This is a genomic window from Streptomyces sp. NRRL F-5122, from assembly GCF_001507435.1.
GTDB classification, from domain to species: domain Bacteria; phylum Actinomycetota; class Actinomycetes; order Streptomycetales; family Streptomycetaceae; genus Streptomyces; species Streptomyces lannensis.
The window spans coordinates 45,008-68,282 of the sequence record NZ_LMWH01000070.1 but is presented as its reverse complement, the minus strand read 5'-3'; the positions used below and the strand labels follow the sequence as shown (position 1 = coordinate 68,282).

The window sequence follows — 23,275 nt, the reverse complement described above, 5'->3', positions numbered from 1 at the left end:
CAGGTGCCGCCACCCCGCGCCATACCCATCCTTGTGACGGGCACAGTGGGGCGTGGACGCAGCCAGGGCTCGGCCCACAGGGGCTCCCCTTGTCCAGGACAAGGGAGTGATGCGCCAGCAGGTACGCACAGTGAAGTGATCGACACATGGTGTGATGTGGACCTCGGTGTTGCCAGGCGTGCAACGGAAAGGAACGAGCGCTCATGCGCGAGATCCTCGGAAGGCGACGCAGGCTCCTGTCCAGGCGGAACGACGGCAGGCCTGAGCCGATCAGCGCGGCCCTGACCTTCGCGACCGAATGGCAGTGGCCGGTTCTCCCGGGTGTGGCACCGGACCCGCAGGGGCGGGCCCGTTGCGGATGCCCGGACCCCGAGTGCACAGTGCCAGGAGCGCACCCCTTCGACCCCGGGCTGCTCGCGGCCACCACCGACGAGCGCATGGTGCGCTGGTGGTGGGGCAACCGGCCCTCCGCACCCATTGTGCTGGCCACCGGCGGCCGGGCGCCCTGCGCCGTGAGCCTGCCCGCCCTCGCGGCCTCGCGTGCCCTCGCCGCGCTCGACCGGAAGGGCATCCGCCTCGGCCCGGTCGTCGCGGCGCCGCACCGCTGGGCGATCCTGGTGGCGCCCTACTCCATGGAGCAGCTGGGCGAGCTGCTCTACGCACAGGACTTCGTTCCCGGGTCGCTGCGCTTCCACGGCGAGGGCGGCTATCTGGCGCTGCCCCCCTCCGAGACCGGTCACGGGGAGATCCGCTGGGAGCGGGCGCCGCTGCCCGGCTCCGCCTCGCCCTGGGTCCCGGACGTGGAGGCGGTCGTGGACGCCGTTGTGGAAGCCCTCACTCGTACGGGTGTGAGCGCGCCCGAGTTGTAGGGGTGTCGGGCGCGCGGCGGACCGGGCGCCCATGATCCGTCGATATCTTCGGCCCATGCTGATTCGCCCTGGTGGACACGGGAGACGGGCGCGGGGAACGGGCTCGTGGGTCCGTGAGCGGTCCGACGCCGGCAGGGTCCGGTTGTTCGCCCTCATGGGCGCGGTCGCGGTCGCGGTCGCGCTTCCGCTCGCCGTGGCGTCCGCGGGGTCGGTCGGCGAGGGGGATCGCGGCGCGATCCGCCTCCCCGTGCACGAGGAGGAGAAGCGTCCGGCATCCGTCCACTCCCCGCAGCCGGGCCTCGGTCTCACCACCGCCGCCCGCTGTGGTCCTCAACTCTCCTCCGTGGACGGGATCGAGGCGCAGACCTGCGTCATGACACAGGGCCGAGAGGCCTGGGCGCGCACGTACTACCGCAATGCCACTGGCGAGGAACTGAGTTCCGTCCTGAGCTTCATGGGGCCGGACGGCCGCAGTGTCCAGATGCACTGCGTGGTGGCGGCGGGCGACGACCCGGAGAGCTGCGAGACACCGCGGCGGCCCCTGGCCGGCGAAGCGGTGGCGTACTCGGCGGTCGCGGAGTTCGCCGCGGGCGACGGGGAGGGACCGCTGCTGCTGCGCTCCGGCAGTGACGTCGGCGCGCACGGTCTGTAACTCGGCGGTTCCGTACGGCAGTTCAGGCCGATGCGGGCGGCGTCCCGGATCCGGACATGGAAAGACCCGGTTGCTGGCGACGGGGGATGCACCAGCAACCGGGCTACTGGAACGGTAACAAGAGATCGGCTGTTCGCAAATTCGATCTCGGCTATTCGGACACGGATTTGCCTGTCGCCGGGGGGACTTGTGACAGGGGTCACCCGCAGCGGGGTCCGGACGGGCCGACCGTTCGATGTGGCGAACGCCTCGCCTCAGCTGAGCGTCACCTGTCGGTTGGTCAGCCCGCCGCGTGCCCGGCGCTCGTCGGCGGTGAGCGGTTCCTTCGAGGAGAGGGCGGCCGCGAGTCGCTCCGCGAACTCGGCGGCGGGCTTCTCGATGTCCTCGGCGCCCATCCCGGTCGGCAGGTCCCAGACCGGCACCGTGAGCCCGTGCGCACGGAAGGAGCCGACCAGGCGTGTGCCCTCGCCGAGGCTCGACTGCCCGGCCGCGTGCAGCCGCGCGAGAGCGTCCAGAAGCTGCTCCTCGGCGTGCGGCATGACCCACCGCAGGTGGTTCTTGTCGGGGGTCTCGCACCAGTACGCGGCGTCCACGCCGGCGAGCTTCACGGTGGGGATGGCGGCCTCGTTGGCCCGCTCCAGGGAGGCGGCCACCTCGGGCGTCGTGTTCTGCGCGTCCGGGACCCAGAACTCGAAGCCGCTGTGCACGACGGGCTCGAAGGGGCCCTCCGGGTCCAGCAGGTCCTGCAGCCGCGGTCCGCCGGCCGACGGGCGACGGCCCTGCACCGGGGTGCCGGGCTCGGCCACCAGGGCGCGCTCGAGGGTGTCCGCGAGGTCCCGGCTGATGTCGCCCGACGCCGTGTCGTTCTGCAGGCCGAGCAGGACCGTGCCGTCGTCCCGGCGCAGCGCCGGCCAGGCCATCGGGAGGACCGTGGCGAGCACGACGGACGGGACGTCCTCGGGCAGGCCCTCCCTGAGACGGAGCTCGACGGTCGCCGCGGGCACCAGCTCGCGCAGCGCGATCCAGTCGCACTCGCCGGCAAGTCCCTCGAACGGACGGTGCACCAGCTCGGTCACCGCGTGCGCGGCGGCCCGGCCGTGGCAGGCCTTGTAGCGGCGGCCGCTCCCGCAGGGACAGGGCTCGCGGGCGCCGACGACCGGGATCTCGGCATCCGTGAGCTCCGGGCGCTCGGCCTTGGTCTGGGGTCGCTTCTTGGCCATCGTGGATGTCTCCCGGTTACGGCTCGTTTCGTACGGGCGCGAGCCTAGCCCCTCCGACCACGGGCGACGGGATCCTGTGGACAACGCACCGAGTCGTCCCCGAAGGGGGGTGTGCCGGGCCGGACGGGGAGTGTGCGAACGGGCCCTCACGGCGTCGGCCCATGAGGTCCGCGCGACGCGAAGAGCCCTGGTCCGGGAAGGGTGCGTTGGGAACGGCCACCGCGTCCGGCGCGTCCCGCGATGGATCTCCGCTCGGACGTCGGTCCGCGTGTCGCGCGCGGGGCGGCCCGGATCGTTCCGGTCGCGGCCCGGCGCTCCCGATCGGCCGGCCGCCTCGTCCCGGTCGCCGGGGTTTCAGTCCAGCTCGTCGAACGCGTCCGCGAAGTCCAGCCCGGGTATCTGCGACACGGAGGGTGCGGTGACGCGCGTAGCGAAGTCCTCACGCCGACGGGCCGAGCAGACGTCGTCCTGGACCACAACCCAGACCGTGACCTCGCCGCGGACGTCGTCCCGGACGCCCCAGTCCTTGGCCAGTGCCGTGATGATGTTCAGTCCGCGGCCGCCGTGCGCGGTGACCGACGGAGTCGCGGGAACCGGACGGGTCGGGCCCCCGCCGTCCGTCACCTCGACGGTGAGTCGTCCCGAGGCGTCGACGCGCCATGCGACGCGAACGTCCCCGTCCCCTGCCAGGCTGCCGCCGAGCGGCCTGCCGTGCCGACAGGCATTGCTGAGCAATTCCGAAAGGATAAGTACGGCATCGTCGATGACCGTTTCCGAGACACCGCCGGTACGCAGATGATCCCGCATACGGTGCCTCGCCTCCCCCACGCCCGCAGGACCATGGGGTACGGCCATGCTCGACGACGTGGGCACCTCCTGTGCCACCACCAACGCCACCCCCGAGACCTCCTTCGCCCCACGCCACCGAGTGGATGCCCCGACGGGCCGGACCGGAAACCGGCCGTGTATGTGTGCTGACGCACTCATAACGGTCGAACACAGTCCGAACGCGCCGGTGCACTCCCCGTATGCGCGTGGCTGGATCCCACCCCTTGCGAAAGTGCCGTCGACAGTGCCCTGAAAGGCGCCGCTCAGCGGCCCAGCTGTTGCAGCACGGCGCGCGGGCGGTTGGTGATGATGGCGTCCACGCCCAGCTCGAGGCAGAGATCGACGTCCTCCGGCTCGTTCACGGTCCACACGTGCACCTGGTGCCCGGCCTGCTTCAGACGCTGGATGTACGCCGGGTGGCTGCGCACGATCCGCATCGAGGGGCCCGCGATCCGGACACCCACCGGCAGCCGTCCGTCGCGCAGCCGCAGGGACAGGAACTGCAGAAGGTAGACCGTCGGCAGCGTGGGGGAGGCGGACCGCACCCGGTGCAGCGAGCGCGCGGAGAAGCTCATGACCCGCACCCTCGACTCGGCCGGCGACTGCGGGGCGTCCAGGCCGAACCGCTTCAGCAGTTGCAGCAGCCGCTCCTCGACCTGCCCCGCCCAGCGCGTCGGATGCTTCGTCTCGATCGCCAGGTCGATGGGGCGCCCGGCGTCGGCGACGAGCTCGAGCAGACGCTGCAGGGTGAGGACGGAGGTGTCCCCCGGGTCCTGCGGCCGTCGCTCCCAGTCGGGCTCTTCGTCCCGGCTCTTCCAGGAGCCGAAGTCCAGGGCGGCGAGGTCGGAGAGCTCCAGTGCGGAGACCGCGCCGCGGCCGTTGGACGTACGGTTGACACGTCGGTCGTGAACGCAGACCAGGTGGCCGTCGGCGGTCATGCGGACGTCGCACTCGAGGGCGTCCGCGCCGTCCTCGATCGCCTTCTTGTACGCGGCCAGGGTGTGCTCGGGGGCCTCTTCGGAGGCTCCTCGGTGTGCGACGACCTGGACCAGGTGCTGTCGTGCGTGGGTCACCGCGTCATGGTGTCACCGTCGCGGGGAGCGTGTGTGGTCGGAAGGCGACGTGACGGCGTCGGCGAGGTGTCGGGTATGCAGATTTTTGTTCGGACAGGTCCGGTATAAAGAGAGGTCGCGGACCCACAGCCACGGTTTATGGTGCCCTGACGCCCGGTGGGAAAAGCTTGACGGCGTACAACAGGACAGGCACAGCTGAAACGCGCCCGGCGCCGCGCAGGGTGAGCGAGCGTGGCCGAGTGCGACCGAGAAGGACAGCCGTGGAACGAGGAGAAGAGCTGTGAGCACCGAGAACGAGGGCACTGCGGTCCCCCCGGCCCCGTCTGCACCCCCTGTGCCGGTGGATGCTCCCGCTTCCGCGCCGGGAGGGGCCCACGAAGGACACCCGCCGATCGCGGGCGGCCCGGCACCGGACGCGGGGAGCGCCCCGCCCGCCGGGGGCCCGGCATACGGACCGCCGCAGCACGAGGGCGCGCCCAACACTCAGCTTCCGCCGGTGCCTCCGGGGCAGCCCGGAGCGCCGTCGGCCGCGGCGGCGGGATGGCCGCCGCCTCCGCCGGTCACCCCCGTGTACGCGGGCGGCGGCGGTGCGGGCGACGTCTGGGGAGCCTCGTACCAGCAGCCCGCCCCGAAGCCGAAGAACGGCCGCGGCGGTCTGATCGCCGCGGTCCTCGTGGCCGCGCTGGTCGCGGGCGGTGTCGGCGGCGGCATCGGCTACCAACTCGCGAGGAACGGCGACTCCGGCGGCTCCACCACCGTCTCCGCGGCCACCAGCGGCGGCGACGTCAAGCGCGACAACGGCTCGGTCGCGAGCGTCGCCGCCAGGGCACTGCCGAGCACGGTGACCATCGAGGCCGAGAGCAGCAACGGTCAGGGCGGCACGGGCACGGGCTTCGTCTTCGACACCCAGGGCCACATCGTCACCAACAACCACGTCGTCGCCGACGCGGTCGACGGCGGCAAGCTCACGGCGACGTTCCCGAACGGCAAGAAGTACGACGCGGAGATCATCGGGCACGCGCAGGGCTACGACGTCGCCGTCATCAAGCTCAAGAACGCCCCGTCGGACCTCAAGCCGCTCGCGCTCGGCGATTCGGACAAGGTGGCGGTCGGGGACTCGACGATCGCGATCGGTGCACCGTTCGGTCTTTCGAACACCGTGACCACGGGCATCATCAGCGCGACGAACCGTCCGGTGGCCTCCAGCGACGGGAGCTCCTCCAGCAAGGCGTCGTACATGAGCGCCCTGCAGACGGACGCCTCGATCAACCCGGGCAACTCCGGTGGCCCTCTCCTGGACTCCCAGGGCGCGGTCATCGGAATCAACTCGGCGATCCAGTCGTCGAGCGGTGGCGGTCTCGGCAGCGGCGGGCAGTCCGGTTCGATCGGTCTGGGCTTCGCGATCCCGATCAACCAGGCGAAGTACGTCGCCCAGCAGCTGATCAAGACGGGCAAGCCGGTCTACGCGAAGATCGGTGCCACGGTGTCGCTGGACGAGGCCACGGGCGGGGCAAAGATCACCGACCAGGGTGCGGGCGGTTCCTCCGCGGTCGAGTCGGGCGGTCCCGCGGCCGAGGCGGGCCTCAAGCCCGGTGATGTGATCACGAAGCTCGACGACAGGGTGATCGACAGCGGTCCCACGCTGATCGGCGAGATCTGGACCCACAAGCCCGGGGACAAGGTCACGATCACCTACCAGCGGGGCGGCAAGCCCCACACGGTGGAACTCACCCTGGGCTCCCGGGCCGGCGACAGCTGATCCCGACGGGCCGCGTGGGGCCGGTCGTGCACGGCCCGCGGGGTGTGAACAGAGAGCAGACAAGAGGGGCCGCCGATGCGTTCGGCGGCCCCTCTGTGCTGGTCCGGGCGCCTTGGACGGGCGAACTCCGCCCGGCGCCGCGGCGGCCCTCGGCCCCGTCTCCGTATGCCCGGAGGACGACAGCGGACGGGCGCGAATCCTCCCCGCACGCATCCGACGTCGGATCACCCGACGTCGACTCGCCTCACTGCACGGGCCGTTGTGGACGCGAGCGCGCCGCCGCCCACAGCCCTCCCCCGCGGCAATGCCGTACCGGACTTCGGCGTGGGTCTCCCCTGAGAGAACGATTACCCCACGCGTTCACTGTTCGCCCAGGCGTCACTTGCGGTTAGGCATAAACCGATTGTTGCTCCCTAGATTGCAAAAGGAGTGTTTTGCCACGTCCATGGGAGGGTTTTGTGAGCAAGAACGTGCGCGGTATGCGTTGGGGGGCGCCTGCCGCAGCGGCTTCGGCCGCGGTGGTGGTGACCATGGTGCTCAACCCCACGCTGGGTGCGTCCGCCAGTGCTCCGCAGAGCACGGCGAAGGCGAAGGCCCCCGCCGCGAAGAACGTCATTTTCATCAATGGTGACGGCATGGGTGCGGCCTTCCGTGAGGCGGCGCGACTGCACCTCGCGGGCCTGCAGGGCCAGCTGACGATGGATCGTCTTCCCGTCTCCGGCCAGCTGACGACGACGCCGGACGACCCCAAGGCCATCGTCACGGACTCCGCGGCCGCCGCCACCGCGTGGGCCACGGGCGAGAAGACCTACAACGGCGCGATCAGCGTCGACCCCGACGGCAACCCGCTTCCCACGCTCGGGGCGCAGGCCAAGGCCGCGGGCAAGGCCACCGGCCTCGTGACCACGGCTCAGGTCACCGACGCGTCGCCCGCGGCCTTCTTCTCCAACACCGCCGACCGCGGCAAGCAGGACGAGATCGCGCGTCAGTACCTCGAGGTCAGCAAGCCGGACGTGATCCTGGGCGGCGGCGAGGACTGGTGGCTGCCGGCCGACAACGCGGGTGCCTACCCCGACAAGCCGGCCGAGGACACCAGCGAGGGCAGCCGCGGCACCAAGGGCAACCTGATCGCCAAGGCCCAGCGCTCCGGCTACACGTACGTCAACAGCGCCAAGGGGCTGGACAAGGCCAAGGGCGGCAAGCTGCTCGGCCTCTTCAGCAACGAGGAGATGTTCCAGCAGCGCCCCGAGGGCCAGGGCGACGTGTACAGCCCGGTCGTCGACCTCGCCACGATGACCAGCAAGGCGCTGAACACGCTGGACAAGAACAAGAAGGGCTTCTTCCTCATGATCGAGGAGGAGGGCACCGACGAGTTCGCGCACAGCAACAACGGCGCGCGTGTCCTGCAGTCGATGCAGCAGCTGGAGAAGGCCGTCGCCGTGGCCCGCTCCTACCAGGCGACGCACCCGGACACCCTCATCGTCGTCACCGGTGACCACGAGACCGGCGGTCTGTCGGTCGAGGAGAACGACGCGGCCGACGAGTCCGGCAGCGGCATCTCCGTCGAGGACGGTCCGTTCACGATCCACGGCAGCGACCGCACCTTCACGATCGACTGGACGACGTCCGGCCACACCAGCGTCGACGTCCCCGTGACGGCCGCGGGCCCGCTCGCGAACCAGTTCACCGGCAAGCACGCCAACACCTACGTCCACGACGTCCTGTCCCAGATCCTGGCTCCCCGCCACTGATCTGCTCGACCGGCAGGTCCTCGTCCCGGAGCGGCGCGCTGTTCCGGGACGAAGACGAGCGGACGCACAACGGACCCCGCCTCGGCGGGAGTAGGGCAGCGGGTGGCCTGCCCGGTGCCCGGCCGTCGTCCCGGGCCGTCCTTCGGCCGGTCCCCGTGCCCAAGGTCGTCAGGCGCTAGGCTGTACCTGCTCCGCCCCTGGTGGGCGGGCGCGGGGTGGGTTGCCCGAGCGGCCTAAGGGAACGGTCTTGAAAACCGTCGTGGCGCGAGTCACCGTGGGTTCAAATCCCACACCCACCGCGTTGCAGGTCAGAAGCTTGCAGGTCAGAAGGGGTGCCACTCTCCGGAGCGGCGCCCCTTCTGCGTGACCTTGTCTCACCCTGATTCGCCGGTTTCCCACCTCTGACCAGCGCGTGCGGCCAACCTGCGGCCAGGATTCACGGCCCCTCGGCGCCGCTCTCGTGCTCTGCGGGCCGCTGTTCGATCTCATGTGTCAGCAAGGCATCTCTTGGCCCTTAAGCGAATGGCGCCTTGGCACCTTGCCGCGTTCCTAGAGGATGCTCATGAACGACGCGGCGTGCTTCGACAGGTAGGGGCGATTTACCAATTCCGTCACCTAGACCTTCAGCGTTACCTTGCTGAACGCTAGGATCGCTGCCCTTATCAGGTCCAACCATAGGTCAGCGCAACGCCTCTCCCTGGTCTGACGTCTACCGAGCTTGCTTCGGGACGAAGCAAGCTCGTGCCAGAGCCGTGCCACATCGTGCGGTCAACCACGGCTCGCCGCTGTCGAGATGCGCCGTTCATCTGGGCTACCACTACAACCGAAGCGACCTGAGTAGCCTGTCAACAATTGGGTCCGCCTTGCAAAGCGGATGTTCCCGAATGCCTGTAGGTCAGGGCCCATAAGCGAGATCGCTGCCACCGCTGGCCTCGATCGGCCAGGACAGCGAACCGCTGCCGAACGGCCAGCCAGTGGTGGCCACCGCAACCCAGCGGCCCCAGCTGGACCGGGTGGCAAGCGAACTTGTAAGCGATGGTCGTCGGGAACACCCCGTCGAAGGGCTGCACAGTTCGCCGCGGGCATCCTTCTACGCCTCTCAGCCCTCGTCGTCATGACGGATCAGCTCTGGTCTCTTGGAGCTCGACGGGGATGAAGTGGCCTGGCCGACCAGAGTCCTGTCTGGAGCAGTTTTTCCAATCACAGTCGTGCAGCTGTCTGATCTGACCGGGTGGATCACGACAGATATGTACCGATTCCACTGCCGCTCGGGTGATCTTCGATTACGAAATGGACGGGTTGCAGCGATCAGTTCGGCGGCGCTGAAGAATAGCTTTACCCGCGCCAATGGGTTATGTGACGTGCATACAAGGTGAGTACACCCGCGAGACGCGTGTAATTGCGGTTTGTTCACTTCAAGTTCGATGAGGAAGGTCCCCTGGTGGGTCGCAAAACTATCCGCAATTCTCGGCTGGCAACCTCCACGTTGGTTTCGGCGAGCACACTTGCCGTAGTGCTCAACGTTGTTCCGAGCGCTGCGGCCCTCGCCGACGCGATCCACAAGACTGGCGCCGCGCGCAGCGTCGGACTGCAGGGCCCCAACGGGCCCATTCCCGCTGACGGTGACCGGGACCATGACAAGCACCGCGGGCCGAAGGGAGACCGAGGAAAGAGAGGTCCGCAGGGTCCGCAGGGCACGCAGGGTCCGCAGGGGGATGTCGGTGTCGGTACGCAGGGTCCGCAGGGGGATGCGGGTCCGCAGGGTGCTCAGGGGGATGTCGGTGTCGGTACGCAGGGTCCGCAGGGGGATGCGGGTCCGCAGGGTGCTCAGGGGGATGTCGGCGTCGGTACGCAGGGTCCGCAGGGTGGCGCGGGTCCGCAGGGTGCTCAAGGGGAGACGGGCGTCGGTACGCAGGGCGCGCAGGGTGCTCAGGGTGCGCAGGGGGATGTCGGCGTCGGTACGCACGGTGCGCAGGGCGACGCGGGTGTGCAGGGTCCGCAGGGCACGCAGGGTGCGCAGGGGGATGTCGGCGTCGGTACGCAGGGTGCGCAGGGCGACGCGGGTGTGCAGGGTCCGCAGGGTGCTCAGGGCGCTACGGGTGTCGGCACGCAGGGCACGCAGGGCACGCAGGGTGCTCAGGGCGATACGGGCGTCGGTACGCAGGGTCCGCAGGGTGGCGCGGGTGTGCAGGGTCCGCAGGGCGATGCGGGTCCGCAGGGTGCGCAGGGGGATGCCGGCGTCGGTACGCAGGGTCCGCAGGGCGCCCAGGGTGACGCGGGGGTTGGTGTGCAGGGTCCCCAAGGCCCGCAAGGTGCCCCGGCAGCCGCAGGCACCGTTTACATCGCGGTTGCCGACACCGCGACCCCTAATCTGTCGACGGCTTCCTGCAATCCCGGCGACGTCGCCGTCGGCGGCGGCTGGGACACCTCGGTCGATACGGTCGTCAACTATGACGGGCCAATTCCCGCCACTGCGGGTGCCGCACCCAGTGGGTGGCAGGTCGCGAGTGACTCAGGAGTTCCTCTCACTGCCTACGCGGTCTGCGAGGAGACGGCGTAACCGCGTGTGAGCGACGACGTGGGGGCTCGCCGCTTCACCCGCGGACGGCTACGGAGCTGGGTCTTCGGCTTCTGTGGGCACCGTCAGCCTGTCCTGCAAGTCTGGTCAGAGGCGCAGCGGTCCCCGTCTCAGGGCTCGCGGACAATCAACTTGTGGGATCTGAGACTTGATCTCGCAGGCCAGCGGGCCACTCGCCTGCATGTTGTTCATCTGCAGGCCCTTGGCCTCTGTCTGTGACCATCAGCCGCAGTCGTCCGACGACCTCTATTGCGACCAACTGCCCTACCACCAGGATCGCTTGGAGAGCGCGGACGGAAGCCTCGCTTGAGACTCCGTCCGGGAGGGGGGCCACGACACCAACAGTCGGGAGGACGCGGACGACGTTGAAGCGCTTCGCGTCCATCGGGCCTCGGACGGGAAGCTGCGCAACGGGAATCTCGGGCGGGCGGCTGGTCCGAACACCCACCGTTCTGATTAAAGGGACCCCGCGATGCTCGTGAGGACACGGCCTGAAAAGCGGAAGGTCGCCGGTTCGAACCCGGCCCTAGCCACCGTCGGCATCAGCGCAAAGTCCCGTCCGAAGATCTTCGGACGGGACCTCTTGGCGCCGGTGGTATCCAAAGCCCTGGCCCCGGCATAACCGCGCCGGGGCCAGAATCGTAGTTTTTTGCTACTTCTTGTGGCCTTGGTCCTTACCGTCCTTGCCCTTACCGCCCTTGCCCTTCCCGTCCTTGCCCTTCCCGTCCTTGCCCTTCCCGTCCTTGCCCTTGTGGCCTTGGTCCTTGCCGCCATTGCCCTTGTGGCCGTGGTCGCCCGGTCCGGGCGGTCCAGGCGGTCCGGACGGTCCAGGCGGTCCAGGGGGCCCGGAGGGCCCAGGAGGCCCGGACGGTCCACCAGCAGGTCCGGAGGGTCCGGCAGGTCCGGAGGGTCCGGCAGGTCCGGAGGGTCCGGCAGGTCCGGAGGGTCCGGCAGGTCCGGAGGGCCCGGCAGGTCCGGAGGGCCCAGCGGGCCCAGTGGGCCCGGTCGGGCCGGGGGGCCCGGGCGGGCCCGTCATGCAGACCGCCCTCGTGATGACGTTGCGGTCCAGCGTGACCGAACCATTGCGCGCCAGCACTCGACCTTCGATCGCAGCGTTGGTATTCACCGTGATGGACGTGAGGGCGAGGATGTTGCCCTTGAAGAAGGAATTGACGTCGATCGTGGCGGAGCTCCCCACCTGCCAGAACACGTTGCAGGCCTGTGCTCCGTTGACGAGCAGGACGTTGCTCCCCGGGGCCGTGATCAGGGTGGAGCCGATCTGGAAGATGAAGACGGCGTTGGGGTCACCCTGGGCGTCGAGAGTGACCGTCCCAGTAAGGTTCAGCGACGACGAAGCTCTATAGACGCCCGGGGTCAGCGTGAGTCCGCCGATGTTGCCGGGGGAGGTCAGGTTGGTGGTCGGTGCTCTGCTCGCCGCGTCGTTGTAGGCGATGGTCAGGTCGGACTGGGCCTGACCGGCGGCGGCATCGGCGACGTGCTGCACTCCGTTGACGATTCCGGGCGGAAAGCCCGTCACCGAGTTCCCGGGGCTGACGCCCAGGTCGCCGTTGACGACCGTGCCCGGGAAGACCGTATTGGTGACACTTTGACCGGCCAGGACCGCGTAACTCGTGGCGGTTCCCAATCCGACCGGGGCCTCCGCTGCGCTCGCGAGGTTCGCGATCAAAGTGATCGACATCAGCAAACCGACCACGGGCAGCATGACGACAGTCGCTCTGAATCTCCATTTTTGTCGTCTACCAGGAGGGGCCAAGGGGATGGCATCCACTGCCATGAACGAGTCCTTTCTTGTCACCGTTGACCGCAGGCGCCAGACCTCGGAGCGCCCAAGGGGGCTCCTTCAGGTCACAGGGCCGCTGAGCTGGGACGACATCTCACAGAATCATGACACATCGTCACTCGGTCGTAGAAATTACCTTCTTCTATCCGAAAACGGATAAACGGGGGCAGAAAGAGTCGCTTCGGCGTGGCGTCGCCCTGCCGACGGACGAGGCCGTGGACACGGGTCTCGTTTCATGGGTCATCTGGATACTGATGCCGGTGCTGCCGCTCGTCGGGACAACCGCTGGAGGAGCGCTCACTGTCAGGGAGATACGCCGGGCCCAGCGCGGAAAATAGATGGGCGAAGAGCGAATGTCTGGCCCAGCGGACGTCATCACGCCCGTAGGGCACGTCGTGCTGTGGCCCTGGCCAGGCTCCGGCGTGGCCAGGGCCCGCAGACTCTTTCGTCAAGTCGCTGTCCTGGCAGCGACCGGGCTGCATGCTCCCGGCGTAGCCCTGGCCAACCTCCGGCCAAAAGCTAGAACTGAAGCGATGGTGTACCGCCATCGTCGCAGGTCACGCCGCTTTTGCATCCCGCTCGTGGGCGGTCTTGAAAACCGTCGTGGCGCGAGTCACCGTGGGTTCAAATCCCACACCCACCGCGCAGCTGAACGGCCCCTGACCAGGCGATCGGTCAGGGGCCGTTGCGTTGTGCGGTGCCCGCTGGGCACCTGGTTCCCTGCGCGATCGGGTACGGACGGGGCACGGGCACCGTCTGATCCGTAGCTCCGTGTGGATCGGTCGACGGCGTTCATCGCGGTCGCGTCGAAGTCTCCAAGGGACGCTACAGGCCATGGGCCATGCTGGGGTTGCTGCACCGCACCGAGCTCCGTCGACCCCCCTTCACGGGCCGCCGTCCACCGTTTCCAGCGGGAACCCTGCCGTCGTCACTCAACGCAGCCGGTCGGGATCGCCACTTTGTCGGCATATTATGCCGAAATACGCGAGGATGGCTGAAGAGGCCGTTTTGGTATGTGTCAGGGGGTCGCAGATGGACGCCTCGGACGAGCTCCTTCGAGGAGCTGACCCAGCGGCTCTTTTGACGCTGGACGGTGCCATCCGCGGCCTCAATGCTGCGATGGTCACAGCGCTGGGCAAGCCGGCGGAGCAGTGCCTGGGGCGTGATTTCGGTGAGCAGTGCGTGGGACGCGATTTCGGTGAGCTGTGGCCCGAAAGCCAGCGGATGTCGGCCGAGACTCTCGTGGCGCACGCCGCCAGGACGAAGACGGTCGCGATGCGGGTGCTGGAGTTCCCCGGGCCAGGCGGAACACCCGTTGCCTGCTTGATCGAGGCACAGCCGGTCAAGGATCCCTCCAATGACGAGCAACTGGTCTGGGTGCACGCCCTGGATGCGCGGAACGACGTGACGAGCCTGCTGATCCCGTTCCGGCTGGCTACCGAGGCCGCCGACCTCGGCCTGTGGACGTATTCACCCCACGAACACCAGCTGGAGTGGCTCGGTGGCCTACCAGCGCTGGTTGCGCTCTACCCGGATCTCACTGCGCCGCTGTCCAGAGTGATGTCGGCAGTGCACCCTGACGACCGGGAGGCCTTCCGGCAGCTCCTGCGCTCGGCCTCCACCCAGCAGTCCCCCTGGGTGAGGTTTCGGTACCTCACTCAGCAGGACGGTAGTCACCAACTGGCCGTTCAGACTCGTCGGATCCAGTTGGGGTATGGCGGCCCCGAGCGGATCTTCGGGGTGGTTCGCGACGACACCAAGAAGGCGAAGCTCAAGGAGAAGGCGCAGGCCGCGCTGGCCGCCGAGCGGCAGCGTGCCAGGGAGGTCGCCGACTTCTCCTCCGCCTTGATCACCGCGGCCACGGAGCAGGAGCTGCGGCAGGTCGTCCTGACCCGGCTCGCGGCGGCCTTCGGTGCCACCGGTGCCCTGCTCGCACTCGTCGACGAAGGCCGGCTGCGCGTCTCCACCGATGCTGGGATAGCCATGTGGGAGGCCGGCCCCATGCACGGCCTCCCGCTGGACCACCCGAGCCCGCTGCCGGAAGCGATCCGCACCGGCAAGCCGCAGTTCATCCCCGACCGCAAGGACTACTTCCACCGCTGGCCGCACGGGGCCGAATTCCCGCGGCTCGCCCGGCTCGGCTCCGACTACGCCGTCTCCATGACCCCCCTCAGCGAGGCCGGCAATCAACCCCTCGGGGCATGGGTGGTGACGTATGAAAGCGGATACCGGCCGTCCCTGGATGAGCAGACCCTCATGGGGACTCTGGCCGACCTGGCAGGCCAGGCTCTGAGGCGCATCAGGTTGCAGCAGGCACGGGTCGAGCTGGCCACGGCACTGCAGAAGACCATGCTCCCCACGCTGCCCGAGCACCTCGCGGGCCTGGAGGTCGCCGCCCGCTACCGACCCAGCCGCGACGGACTGGATATCGGCGGAGACTGGTACGACGCCTTCGTCATGCCCGACGGCACCGTCGCCATGGAGATCGGCGACGTTGAGGGGCACGACGTCGACGCCGCCGCCTTCATGGGGCAGGTCCGTTTGTCCATGCGCCTGATCGCCGCCCAGGAACCTGATCCCGCAACCGTGCTGATGCGCACCAACGAGCTGCTCGTCACCATGGAGGCGGCACGATTCGCCAGCTGCACCATGCTGCATATCGACCCACACGACGGACGGGTCGCCGGCGCCAGCGCAGGCCATGTGCCGTTGCTGTGCTCGCGCAAGGACGGCAGCCACAGCATTCACGAGCTGCCGGGCGGGCCGGTCCTGGGAGTCGTGCCCGACACCGAGTACCGCGAGGAGAACTTCACGCTGGACGAGGGCAGTGCGCTGGTCATGGTCACCGACGGCGTGGTCGAAGGACCGGGCCTGACGTTGGAAGCCGGACTGGAGCGGGCCGGAGCGCTGGCCGCCCGAGCGTTCCACGACGGACTGAACGCCGAGGAGACCGCCGACCGCGTCCTCGACGCCGCGGTCGCGGTGGACCACCTCGACGATGTGGCCGTGCTGGTCATCCGACGTATGTGACTACATCACGCCGACGGGGTGCCATCCATCGGTCGACAATGACGCCCACGCTGATGTGCCGGTGACGCAACGGCCCCGGCGTATACACACCGGGGCCGCCCTTCCGGGTCGTTGCACGTGAGAGTGCTCCGGCCCACTCACCAGGGTACGCGGGGGACGCCATTTCAGTCATATGGGAGGACATGACCATGTGACCGGCCGGAACCTCGAGGGCATGTGCCGTGTCAGTCACTGTCCTTCTCGTCGGTCTCCATGAGCTGGATCCCCTTGTGCTTCAGTGTGACCATCGACGGTGTGTTTCCTCGCGCCCAGTCGACCTGGATCAGTCCCTCGGCCGCCAAGTACGTGCAGGCGGCGGCCAGGTCCTCCTCGGGTATGGCGAGGTTCTCGCGCAGTTGTGCCCCGGTGAGGCCGAGGAGGCGATTGCCTTCGATGGCCTCGTACAGGGTCTTCATGATCGCCTCGCGGTAGTGCTCCCGCTCGTGCAGTTTCGCCATGGTCGCCTGCCTCTCGTGCCGGCACTGACGGAAACCCGTACGTCTGGGGCGGTGTCCTCCTTCCCCCGCTGAGGGCCATCTCCTCAGATTTCATCCGCCTGTGTGTGATCGTCGCGGGAGGACTGGCTGGCCAACAGCCAGGAGCGCGCCGGTTCCGCCATGCGCGTGGTGTCCACGGTGAGGTGGAGGCGTGTTCCGCCGTCAGGGCCCGCGGGGTAGCTGCGCGCTTCGGCGGCGGCGAAACAACGGCGGAGAATCTCCGCGACATGACGAGCCGCCTCCGGGTCCGCGGCGACGATACGAACCTCCGCGTACCCGGCCGACGGCAGTTCCGGTGACTTCATGGTGACCCCTTGCTCATTCAGGACGACGTACATCAGGGGCGACGTGCCCGTGAGCGTGACGGCCGTCGCCCCACGCCTGCCCTCGGCTGGAAGGTCTGCGTCATGAGATCACGGCAACGGTGGCGGATGTCTCCACGTCGTCACCTTCTCATCCGATCGCGGCTCCGGCCGCCGAAGCGGCCCCGCCGTCGGTCTCCCATTCCTCTTCTCGGCTTTGAGCCTCTGCCGCCTCGTGGCTGATGGCCTCGTCGACCATGAGACCGCTGGCGGTGCGGATACCTCCCGGAACGGTTGCTGCTGCCATCAGCCGGGCGGCGGCGGTCGGCTCCGTCTCCGGAGGGATCACCAGCAGGTCCAGGCGGCCCACCGTGTAGGAGAAGAGCATCACTTTGTTCGGATCCTGCTCGTCGGCGAACCAGCCGACATGCACTGTGTGCCCCGTGACGGGGACCCTGCGCGGGATGACGGGCCAGTGGGCCGGGTTCACGGTGACGTGAGTGATCCGACCCCAGCACGCGTCCAGCGCGTCCGTCAGAGTGGGGATCTCCCGGAGGAGATCACGGGAGCGGGGCCACCAGGCACCGTCCAGGAGACCTGGAACCGGGCCGGTCGGGATCAGGGACAGCCGGGCCGACGCCGAAGGCAGGCGCTCTTTGATGATCGTAGGTTCGATGGTCACGGTCATGACACGGACCTGTCCCCGTGCCTCCTTTTGGAGGCCGGTGTTGTTGCTCGCCGGGAACGACACCGACATGGCGGCCGGTGTGCGAAGTACTCCTGGTACTTCCACTCTACGCCGTTCCGAGGACCCGGGACGGTGCGTGAGCAGGCATTTCACCGGCAGGCTACGAGTCCGGAACCACTGGCGGGCGCAGCCGGTGCGGCGGCGCGCGATTTACGGTGAGAAGACGAGGTCCCGCGTTCGGCGGCGACGCCGAATCCCGCAGACAGGCGGACACACCATGACCGAATCCGACATCCCTCACGCCCCAGGACTCCTGCCGGACGCGATCCATCGGGCCGCGAATCCCGGGACCGTTCTTCTGCGACTGGAGACGACACATTCCCGGGAGGGCAACCTCGACGGCGCATGGTGGCCGCGTTCCCGCGACATCGGCGCGGAGCTGCCCGCCCTCATACGCGTGCTGACCGGTCACCTCGGCCCCATCACGCGCGTCGGCCTGGACGCCACCGCATGGGATGAACTTCCCACGCGCCTGGTCATCGACGACCAGGTCGTCCATATCGACTCCTTCTCGGTCGGCGATGACACCGTCCTGATCACCCGGGGCGACCAGGACCACTTCTCCCTTCTCGTGGTCCCGCCGCACGCGACAGCCGACGCCGCCCGTGTCGCGATGGCCAGGGCCGTCCGGGCCGACAACGTCACCCATGCCGCACAGATACTCATCGACACCGGCACCCATCAGGCACACCTGATTCCTGCGGAGGAGGACTCTCGGACTGGCGAGGAACGTCACGAGCCCGAGGAATGACGTCTGGAGGTCCGGGCGCCAGTAGACGCTCCAGCACCATGCGTACGCGCTTCGCACTGTCCAGGTCGACTACCGCCGGGGTGTTGCGTTCCACCCGTGCCAAAGCCTTGGCCTCCGGCGGTTCCTGGCCGTGGCGTCCTGCATTGAATCCCCGCTGGTAGAGCGCCCGGCGCAAGAGATCCTCCGCCGGGCGTCCCTGCCCCCTCGGGCATAGAGCCATCGTGGCAATGGTCAAACTTTCCGCAATGCTCGCGCGATGCTTCGCCGCCGCAGTGGGCCACTTCCGCGCCGCGTGCGCGCGGGCATGGGTGTACCGGCCAGTTCGGTTTCGCTTGCGCACCTCGGACCCCGGAAGTCCGGAAATGCGCACGTCGTAGCAAGACGGATTGGATCCGCAGATCGCGCCGAACCCGCTGTATGTGCCAGTGGCAGACGTTGTGCCGCTGTCGGCACCGGACGGCGGGGAGTTCGGGATCGTGGGTGATGTGCGGTGGCAGGGAGCGGACTTGAAAGGCGCGCAGGCGTTCAGGAGCTCGTCGGCGTCAGGTCCTGCAAGCCCACCACCCGCAGCAACTGCAAGCGAAGGTGCGACTCCGTGCCCGGACGGGCCGTGTGGATGACGAGTTGCTGGTTGTGGTCGGAGTTGACGAGGACCTCGCAGTCGAGTTCGAGGATGCCGATCGCAGGGTGCCGAAAGCGCTTCGTGGCGGCGCGGCGTACGGCGACCTCGTGTTCGTCCCAGAGGTGGGCGAACTCCTCGCTCGCGGCGCGTAGTTCGGCGACGAGGGAGGAGGGTTCGGGGTCCGTGGGGCGGGCCGAGGCCACCGCTCGCAGGCCGGCGACCTGCTCGCGGGCGCGCTCGGGGCGGTCCTCGGGCGGGAACAGCTCCTGGGCCGCCGGGTCCAGGAAGAAGCGGCGGATCATGTTGCGTTCTTGGGGCGGGCGGGCGAGGACGTCTCCGCTCAGCGCCCGTGACAGCGCGTTCTGGGCCAGGACCTCGCCGCAGTCGGTCACCACCATCGCCGGGGTGTCGTGCAGCCGGTCCAGCACCAGGAGCAGGCCCGGGCGCACGTACGTGCTGGTCGCCTCCCGGCGCGGCGGCTGTTCACCGGTGAGGTGGAAGAGGTGGTCGCGCTCGTCCTCCGTCAGGCGCAGGGCGCGGGCCAGCGCGGTGAGCATCTGGCGGGACGGGCTCGGGCCCCGGGACTGTTCCATCCGCGTGTAGTAGTCCACGGACATGCCCGCCAGCTGGGCCACCTCCTCGCGGCGCAGCCCCGGCGTACGGCGGCGGGCGCCGGCCGTGAGGCCCACGTCGGAGGGGTCCAGGCGGGCGCGAGCGCGGCGCAGGAAGTCGGCGAGTTCGCTTCGGTTCACCTCTCCAGGGTGCGGGAGGCCGGTCGGCTTATCCAGGGACTCCCGGTCCCCCGATGAAGAGGTCTCTCCCGATCGTTCCCGCATCCGCCGAGGCTGGTCATCAACGACAGGCGACACAGTGCGTGAGGAGCACATCATGCTGACTTTGGTGACCGGTACGACGGGACAGGTCGGACGCCGCTTCGTGCCGAGGCTGCTGGCCCAGCGGCAGCCGGGCGAGCAGGTGCGGGTACTGGTACGGGATGCAGCCCGCGGCGAGCGCTTCGCGGAGCTGGGCGCCCAGGTCGCCGTAGGAGACATGCGCGACGAGGAGGCACTCGGCAAGGCGCTGGTCGGCGTGGACGCCGTCGTGAACGTCGCCGCCTCCTTCCGCGGGGTGCCGGACGAGGAGGCGTGGGCCGTCAACCGGGACGCCGCGGTGGCCCTGGGCCGCGCCGCGCAGGCCTCCGGCGTGGAGCGGTTCGTGCAGGTCAGCACGGGCAATGTGTACGGCGTCGGACGGGGCCGCCCGCTGACCGAGGAGGACGAGAGCCGACCGGGCGGCGAGATGTGGGGCGCCTACCCCGAGTCCAAGGCCGAGGCCGAGCGTGAACTGCTCGCGCTCAAGAGCCTGGACGTACGCATCGGGCGGCTCCCCTTCGTCTACGGCGAGGGCGACCCGCACCTCGCCAACTCCATGCACTGGGCCGCCGGTTGGGCACCGCACCAGCGCCTGCAGATGGCCCACCACGCGGACGTCGCCCAGGGGCTGATGCGTCTTCTGTACGCGCCGAGCATCGCCGGCCGGATCTACAACATCGCCGATGACGCCCCCGTCACGACGGTCGAGCTGTACCAGCTCAACGGCGTCGAAGTGCCCGCCGGGCTCCACGAGCTCACGGACCCCGACCCGTGGTTCGGGATCATGTCCAACCAGCGCATCCGCCGGGAGCTCGGCTTCCGGCCGATCTATCCGAGCGTCTGGACGGCCCGGGACGCCGGAGCCCTGTGACGGTCACCACGCGAGGTTGGTTCACCCTCCGATCCGCCCCACCAGCACCGCCCCCCCCACGCCGATCACGACCGCCCCCAGGTACAGGCACGGTGGTCGCCGAAGTCGGTCGGGCACGTCAGCCGGTTGCTCGGGGTCGGCAGCGGTCGGCCCTGGGCGCAGGGGTGGCCGCCACGTGGCCCTCGAAGGCCTGCCGTCGATTCTCCTGATCGCGCTGTCCACCGGCGTAGGCATCCTCGTGAGCGGCCGATTCAGGGCGTGGGGCATGCGTCGCAGTACCGCGTGCCACTCACAGACTTGAGAACCGTCGTGTGGCGAGTCACCGTGGATTCAAATCCCACACCCATCGCGCAGCTGAACGGCCCCTGACCTGATGGATCGGTCGGGGGCCGTCGGCATGTCCCCGACCGTGGTCGCCCGGTGTCCTGCGTGGTCCTTCGCTCGGTCAGGCGTGCAAGGGCCCCGCTCCTCGTCCCTTCGGCACGGAGAACCCGCGATCGAATGCCGCGTGCGCGCATCCGCTCAGTCCGCGCGGGGAGGGTTCAAACCGGCGGCCACGGCCGGGTTCCTCCTCACCCGGGCCCGGTCGAGGCACCATGCGCCCAGAGCCACCAGTAAGGCCGCGCCGAACCCGTACACCGGCAGCCACAAGGTCGTGGTGGCCGACAGGGCAGTCGGGCGACCGCCTCATGGATCTTGGCCTCCCGTACGCGGGCCAAGGCGGCTCCGTCGCGACCGGCCAGGTCGGCGAGTGCGGCTTCTGTCTGGAGGCCTGCGTACCTGCCCGTCTCAGGACATCCGCGTCGAGTGCCCGGCATGGGAAACAACCAGGCCCAGCGCTGAAGGGCAGGTGCCAGGGTGATCGCCACGCACAGGCCGACCACCAGGGAGAACGCGGTCAGATTCCGCATGTACGCGGATCCCGGCCCAGGCGTCCAGGTCGGCAGCCGGTAGAAGGAGAAGACCACCGCGAGGAGGGTCAGTCCGAAGTAGCTGGAGAACCACTGCCATGAACCCTGCGCGAGTGCGGCAGTCAGCACGGCGGCGAGTGGATGCCGATGACCCCCGGCTGACCGGAAGTGTCATGGCTCCCACCGGCGGACGTCGGTCGCCGGGCTTCTCTGAGTGTGGGTCGGTCGTCCATGATCCCTCCCGCTGTGGTCGGAGGCCATCAGCATCCGGGCACGGCGCGTCTCGGCAGGGCGCCATGCCGGACCGGCCCGGAGGCCCGCCCGATCGGCCGGGACCCGGAGCCCGGCGCCGCCGCCATGGGGCGAGGCCCCACCCGGCCGGTGTCGGGTTTTGTCCCGGCTCACTCGAGCCTGGACATCACATGGCACCGCGTGGCGTCCAGTGGTGCCATGTGGCGCCAGGCGGTGCCAGATCTGCGCTCCTGGTGACGCATCAGCACGCATTGCGCCAGTGTGGCGCAGCTCTGGCTACCGACCTTTTCGCAGTTCAGGCCGCCATTCTTCAAGCATGACCCGTGTACGGTGCCACTTGGGCTTGCCTGTGGCGCCATAGTGGTGCCATGATGACGTCATGGACCTCACGCCGTATGTCGACACCCTCCGCCGCGAACTTGCGGTGGCCGCCGAAGCCGGCGGGGAAGACGCCCGCGAACTGGCCGACCGGCTCACCGCTCCTCTGGAGTCGGCGACCCGCCTGACCATGCTCAATGTGCTCTCCGCCGCGATGGACGAGATCACCCGCGAGCTCGCCCCCGGCTCGGTCGACGTACGGCTGCGCGGGCTCGACCCCGACTTCGTGGTGACGCCGCCGCCCGCCTACGGCGGCTCCACGGAAGCCGCGGCCGCGCCCGTCGAACCGCTCAACGTGCAAGCACCCGCAGAGGCCGACGAGGGCGGCACCGCCCGCGTCAATCTGCGTCTGCCGGCCCACCTCAAGGCGCGTGCCGAGGAGGCCGCGAGCCGCGAGGGCCTGTCGGTCAACGCATGGCTGGTGCGGGCGGTGTCGGCCGCGGTCGACGGCGGCACGCGGCCGCGTACGCCGGAGAAGACCCGCAGCATCGGACAGAACTTCACGGGCTGGGTGCGCTAGCCGCGCCCGCCCGCCCCACTTCACCCACACCACGTCCCACCAGCGGGGACGCCCCAAGGACTCAAGAGGACGGTACAGCCATGCCTTCTTTCGGCACTCCCGAACCGATTTCTGTCACCGCCCACGTGGGCGCCGGTTCCATCCGGTTCACCGCGAGCGACCGTCCCGACACGGTCGTCGAGGTCCGGCCCCTCAACGCGAAGAGGGACAAGGACGTGCGGGCCGCCGAGCAGACCGAGGTCGCATACGCGAGCGGCGTCCTGACCGTCAGGACGAAGGAGCGCCGACTCATCGGGCCCAGCGGCGCGGTCGACGTGACGGTGGAACTGCCCACGGGCTCGCGCATCGACATGGACGGCTCCTGGACCCAGGTGCTCGGCGAGGGCCGGCTCGGCGAGGTCAGGGTGAAGGCCTCGGGCGGTGACGTCCGCCTGGACTCGACCGGGCCGCTCCAACTGACGGTCTCCCACGGCTCGATCACCGTCGACCGGGTCGAGGGTCTGGCCGAGGTCGTCACCAGCTTCGGCAGCCTGCGCGTCGGCACCGTCGACGGCCCCGCCGTCCTGAAGAACTCGCACGGCACCACGACCGTCGGGGCCGCGATCGGCGACCTGCGGGTGAGCGGTGCCCACGGCAACATCGACATCACGCGCGCCGAGGGCTCGGTCACCGCCACCACCGCCCACGGCACTCTGCGGGTGGACGAAGTCGCGCGCGGAGTCGTCCAGTTGGAGACCTCCTACGGTGCCATCGAGGTCGGCGTCCGCGAGGGCACAGCTGCGTGGCTCGATGTCAGCTCGGAGCGAGGACAGGTGCGCAACACGCTCGCCGCCTCCGAGGCCCCGGCGGAGACCGAGGACACCGTGGAGGTCCGCGCCCGGACCCGCTGGGGCAACATCGACGTGCGCCGCGCCCGGGCCTGAGCGCCCGCACCGCGAACTCACCCACTCC

At 69.2% G+C, this 23,275-nt stretch carries 19 protein-coding genes and 2 tRNA genes; 11 read left to right on the top strand and 10 right to left on the bottom strand.

The features are described from left to right. The first annotated feature begins 203 nt into the window (after nucleotides 1-203). Nucleotides 204-869: a bifunctional DNA primase/polymerase gene (locus tag ADL25_RS10215; protein WP_059127341.1), complete on the top strand. Its 666-nt coding sequence runs from the start codon at nucleotides 204-206 to the stop codon at nucleotides 867-869. A 55-nt stretch (nucleotides 870-924) separates the two neighbouring features. Then, a complete protein-coding gene (locus ADL25_RS10210) occupies nucleotides 925-1,521 on the top strand; it encodes a hypothetical protein (protein ID WP_402521314.1) in 597 nt (198 codons plus the stop codon). Between the two features lie 254 nt (nucleotides 1,522-1,775). On the opposite strand, the gene ADL25_RS10205 is transcribed toward ADL25_RS10210, so the two are convergent. The 3 genes from ADL25_RS10205 to ADL25_RS10195 all read right to left on the bottom strand — a co-directional run bounded on the left by ADL25_RS10205 (nucleotide 1,776) and on the right by ADL25_RS10195 (nucleotide 4,642). Then, entirely contained in the window at nucleotides 1,776-2,741 is a 966-nt protein-coding gene (locus ADL25_RS10205) for a DUF5926 family protein (RefSeq protein WP_059127340.1), read from the bottom strand. 354 nt (nucleotides 2,742-3,095) lie between these two features. Beyond that, a complete protein-coding gene (locus tag ADL25_RS10200) occupies nucleotides 3,096-3,728 on the bottom strand; it encodes an ATP-binding protein (protein WP_059127339.1) in 633 nt (210 codons plus the stop codon). A 104-nt stretch (nucleotides 3,729-3,832) separates the two neighbouring features. Further along, on the bottom strand, nucleotides 3,833-4,642 hold the full coding sequence (locus ADL25_RS10195; protein ID WP_059127338.1) for a glycerophosphodiester phosphodiesterase: 810 nt from the start codon (nucleotides 4,640-4,642) through the stop codon (nucleotides 3,833-3,835). Nucleotides 4,643-4,922: 280 nt separating this feature from the next. Between ADL25_RS10195 and ADL25_RS10190 the strand changes: the two genes are divergently transcribed. The 3 genes from ADL25_RS10190 to ADL25_RS10180 all read left to right on the top strand — a co-directional run bounded on the left by ADL25_RS10190 (nucleotide 4,923) and on the right by ADL25_RS10180 (nucleotide 8,451). Further along, nucleotides 4,923-6,401, top strand: a complete 1,479-nt coding sequence (locus ADL25_RS10190; RefSeq protein WP_059127337.1) for a S1C family serine protease — start codon at nucleotides 4,923-4,925, stop codon at nucleotides 6,399-6,401. A 530-nt stretch (nucleotides 6,402-6,931) separates the two neighbouring features. Beyond that, the gene (locus ADL25_RS10185) at nucleotides 6,932-8,152 is read left to right on the top strand and encodes an alkaline phosphatase (protein WP_059127422.1); all 1,221 of its coding nucleotides are present in this window, start codon (nucleotides 6,932-6,934) and stop codon (nucleotides 8,150-8,152) included. Nucleotides 8,153-8,366: 214 nt separating this feature from the next. Further along, nucleotides 8,367-8,451 (top strand) — tRNA-Ser (locus ADL25_RS10180). 800 nt (nucleotides 8,452-9,251) lie between these two features. Here ADL25_RS10180 and ADL25_RS47990 read toward each other — a convergent pair. Together ADL25_RS47990 and ADL25_RS10170 are read right to left on the bottom strand one after the other, a co-directional pair. Then, nucleotides 9,252-10,454, bottom strand: coding sequence for a hypothetical protein (locus ADL25_RS47990; RefSeq protein ID WP_059127336.1), 1,203 nt, complete (start codon nucleotides 10,452-10,454; stop codon nucleotides 9,252-9,254). Nucleotides 10,455-11,382: 928 nt separating this feature from the next. Beyond that, nucleotides 11,383-12,429, bottom strand: coding sequence for an ice-binding family protein (locus tag ADL25_RS10170; RefSeq protein WP_234380833.1), 1,047 nt, complete (start codon nucleotides 12,427-12,429; stop codon nucleotides 11,383-11,385). 632 nt (nucleotides 12,430-13,061) lie between these two features. Between ADL25_RS10170 and ADL25_RS48925 the strand changes: the two genes are divergently transcribed. Both ADL25_RS48925 and ADL25_RS45365 read left to right on the top strand, forming a co-directional pair. Continuing rightward, a tRNA-Ser gene (locus ADL25_RS48925) sits at nucleotides 13,062-13,176 on the top strand. 189 nt (nucleotides 13,177-13,365) lie between these two features. Further along, nucleotides 13,366-15,561, top strand: a complete 2,196-nt coding sequence (locus ADL25_RS45365) for a SpoIIE family protein phosphatase (RefSeq protein WP_079050280.1) — start codon at nucleotides 13,366-13,368, stop codon at nucleotides 15,559-15,561. Between the two features lie 224 nt (nucleotides 15,562-15,785). On the opposite strand, the gene ADL25_RS10160 is transcribed toward ADL25_RS45365, so the two are convergent. From ADL25_RS10160 to ADL25_RS10150, 3 genes are all read right to left on the bottom strand, one after another. Further along, complete coding sequence (locus ADL25_RS10160; RefSeq protein ID WP_059127334.1) at nucleotides 15,786-16,058, bottom strand: hypothetical protein; 273 nt, start codon at nucleotides 16,056-16,058, stop codon at nucleotides 15,786-15,788. An 83-nt stretch (nucleotides 16,059-16,141) separates the two neighbouring features. Then, nucleotides 16,142-16,402 (bottom strand): hypothetical protein, encoded by a 261-nt coding sequence (locus tag ADL25_RS10155; RefSeq protein ID WP_059127420.1) that lies wholly within the window; start codon nucleotides 16,400-16,402, stop codon nucleotides 16,142-16,144. A gap of 148 nt (nucleotides 16,403-16,550) precedes the next feature. Continuing rightward, nucleotides 16,551-17,087, bottom strand: coding sequence for a DUF5994 family protein (locus ADL25_RS10150; RefSeq protein WP_059127419.1), 537 nt, complete (start codon nucleotides 17,085-17,087; stop codon nucleotides 16,551-16,553). A 277-nt stretch (nucleotides 17,088-17,364) separates the two neighbouring features. Between ADL25_RS10150 and ADL25_RS10145 the strand changes: the two genes are divergently transcribed. After that, complete coding sequence (locus ADL25_RS10145) at nucleotides 17,365-17,898, top strand: DUF5994 family protein (protein ID WP_059127333.1); 534 nt, start codon at nucleotides 17,365-17,367, stop codon at nucleotides 17,896-17,898. Nucleotides 17,899-18,423: 525 nt separating this feature from the next. Here ADL25_RS10145 and ADL25_RS10140 read toward each other — a convergent pair. Continuing rightward, the gene (locus ADL25_RS10140; RefSeq protein WP_059127332.1) at nucleotides 18,424-19,272 is read right to left on the bottom strand and encodes a helix-turn-helix transcriptional regulator; all 849 of its coding nucleotides are present in this window, start codon (nucleotides 19,270-19,272) and stop codon (nucleotides 18,424-18,426) included. A 136-nt stretch (nucleotides 19,273-19,408) separates the two neighbouring features. On the opposite strand from ADL25_RS10140, the gene ADL25_RS10135 reads away from it, so the two are divergent. Next, on the top strand, nucleotides 19,409-20,263 hold the full coding sequence (locus tag ADL25_RS10135; RefSeq protein WP_059127418.1) for an NAD-dependent epimerase/dehydratase family protein: 855 nt from the start codon (nucleotides 19,409-19,411) through the stop codon (nucleotides 20,261-20,263). A 572-nt stretch (nucleotides 20,264-20,835) separates the two neighbouring features. Here the strand turns inward: ADL25_RS10135 and ADL25_RS45940 are convergent. Beyond that, nucleotides 20,836-21,303 (bottom strand): hypothetical protein, encoded by a 468-nt coding sequence (locus tag ADL25_RS45940; protein WP_234380813.1) that lies wholly within the window; start codon nucleotides 21,301-21,303, stop codon nucleotides 20,836-20,838. A gap of 502 nt (nucleotides 21,304-21,805) precedes the next feature. Here ADL25_RS45940 and ADL25_RS10130 point away from each other — a divergent pair. Together ADL25_RS10130 and ADL25_RS10125 are read left to right on the top strand one after the other, a co-directional pair. Continuing rightward, complete coding sequence (locus tag ADL25_RS10130; protein WP_059127331.1) at nucleotides 21,806-22,324, top strand: toxin-antitoxin system HicB family antitoxin; 519 nt, start codon at nucleotides 21,806-21,808, stop codon at nucleotides 22,322-22,324. Nucleotides 22,325-22,404: 80 nt separating this feature from the next. Further along, a complete protein-coding gene (locus ADL25_RS10125) occupies nucleotides 22,405-23,247 on the top strand; it encodes a DUF4097 family beta strand repeat-containing protein (RefSeq protein ID WP_059127330.1) in 843 nt (280 codons plus the stop codon). The last annotated feature ends 28 nt before the right edge of the window (nucleotides 23,248-23,275 follow it).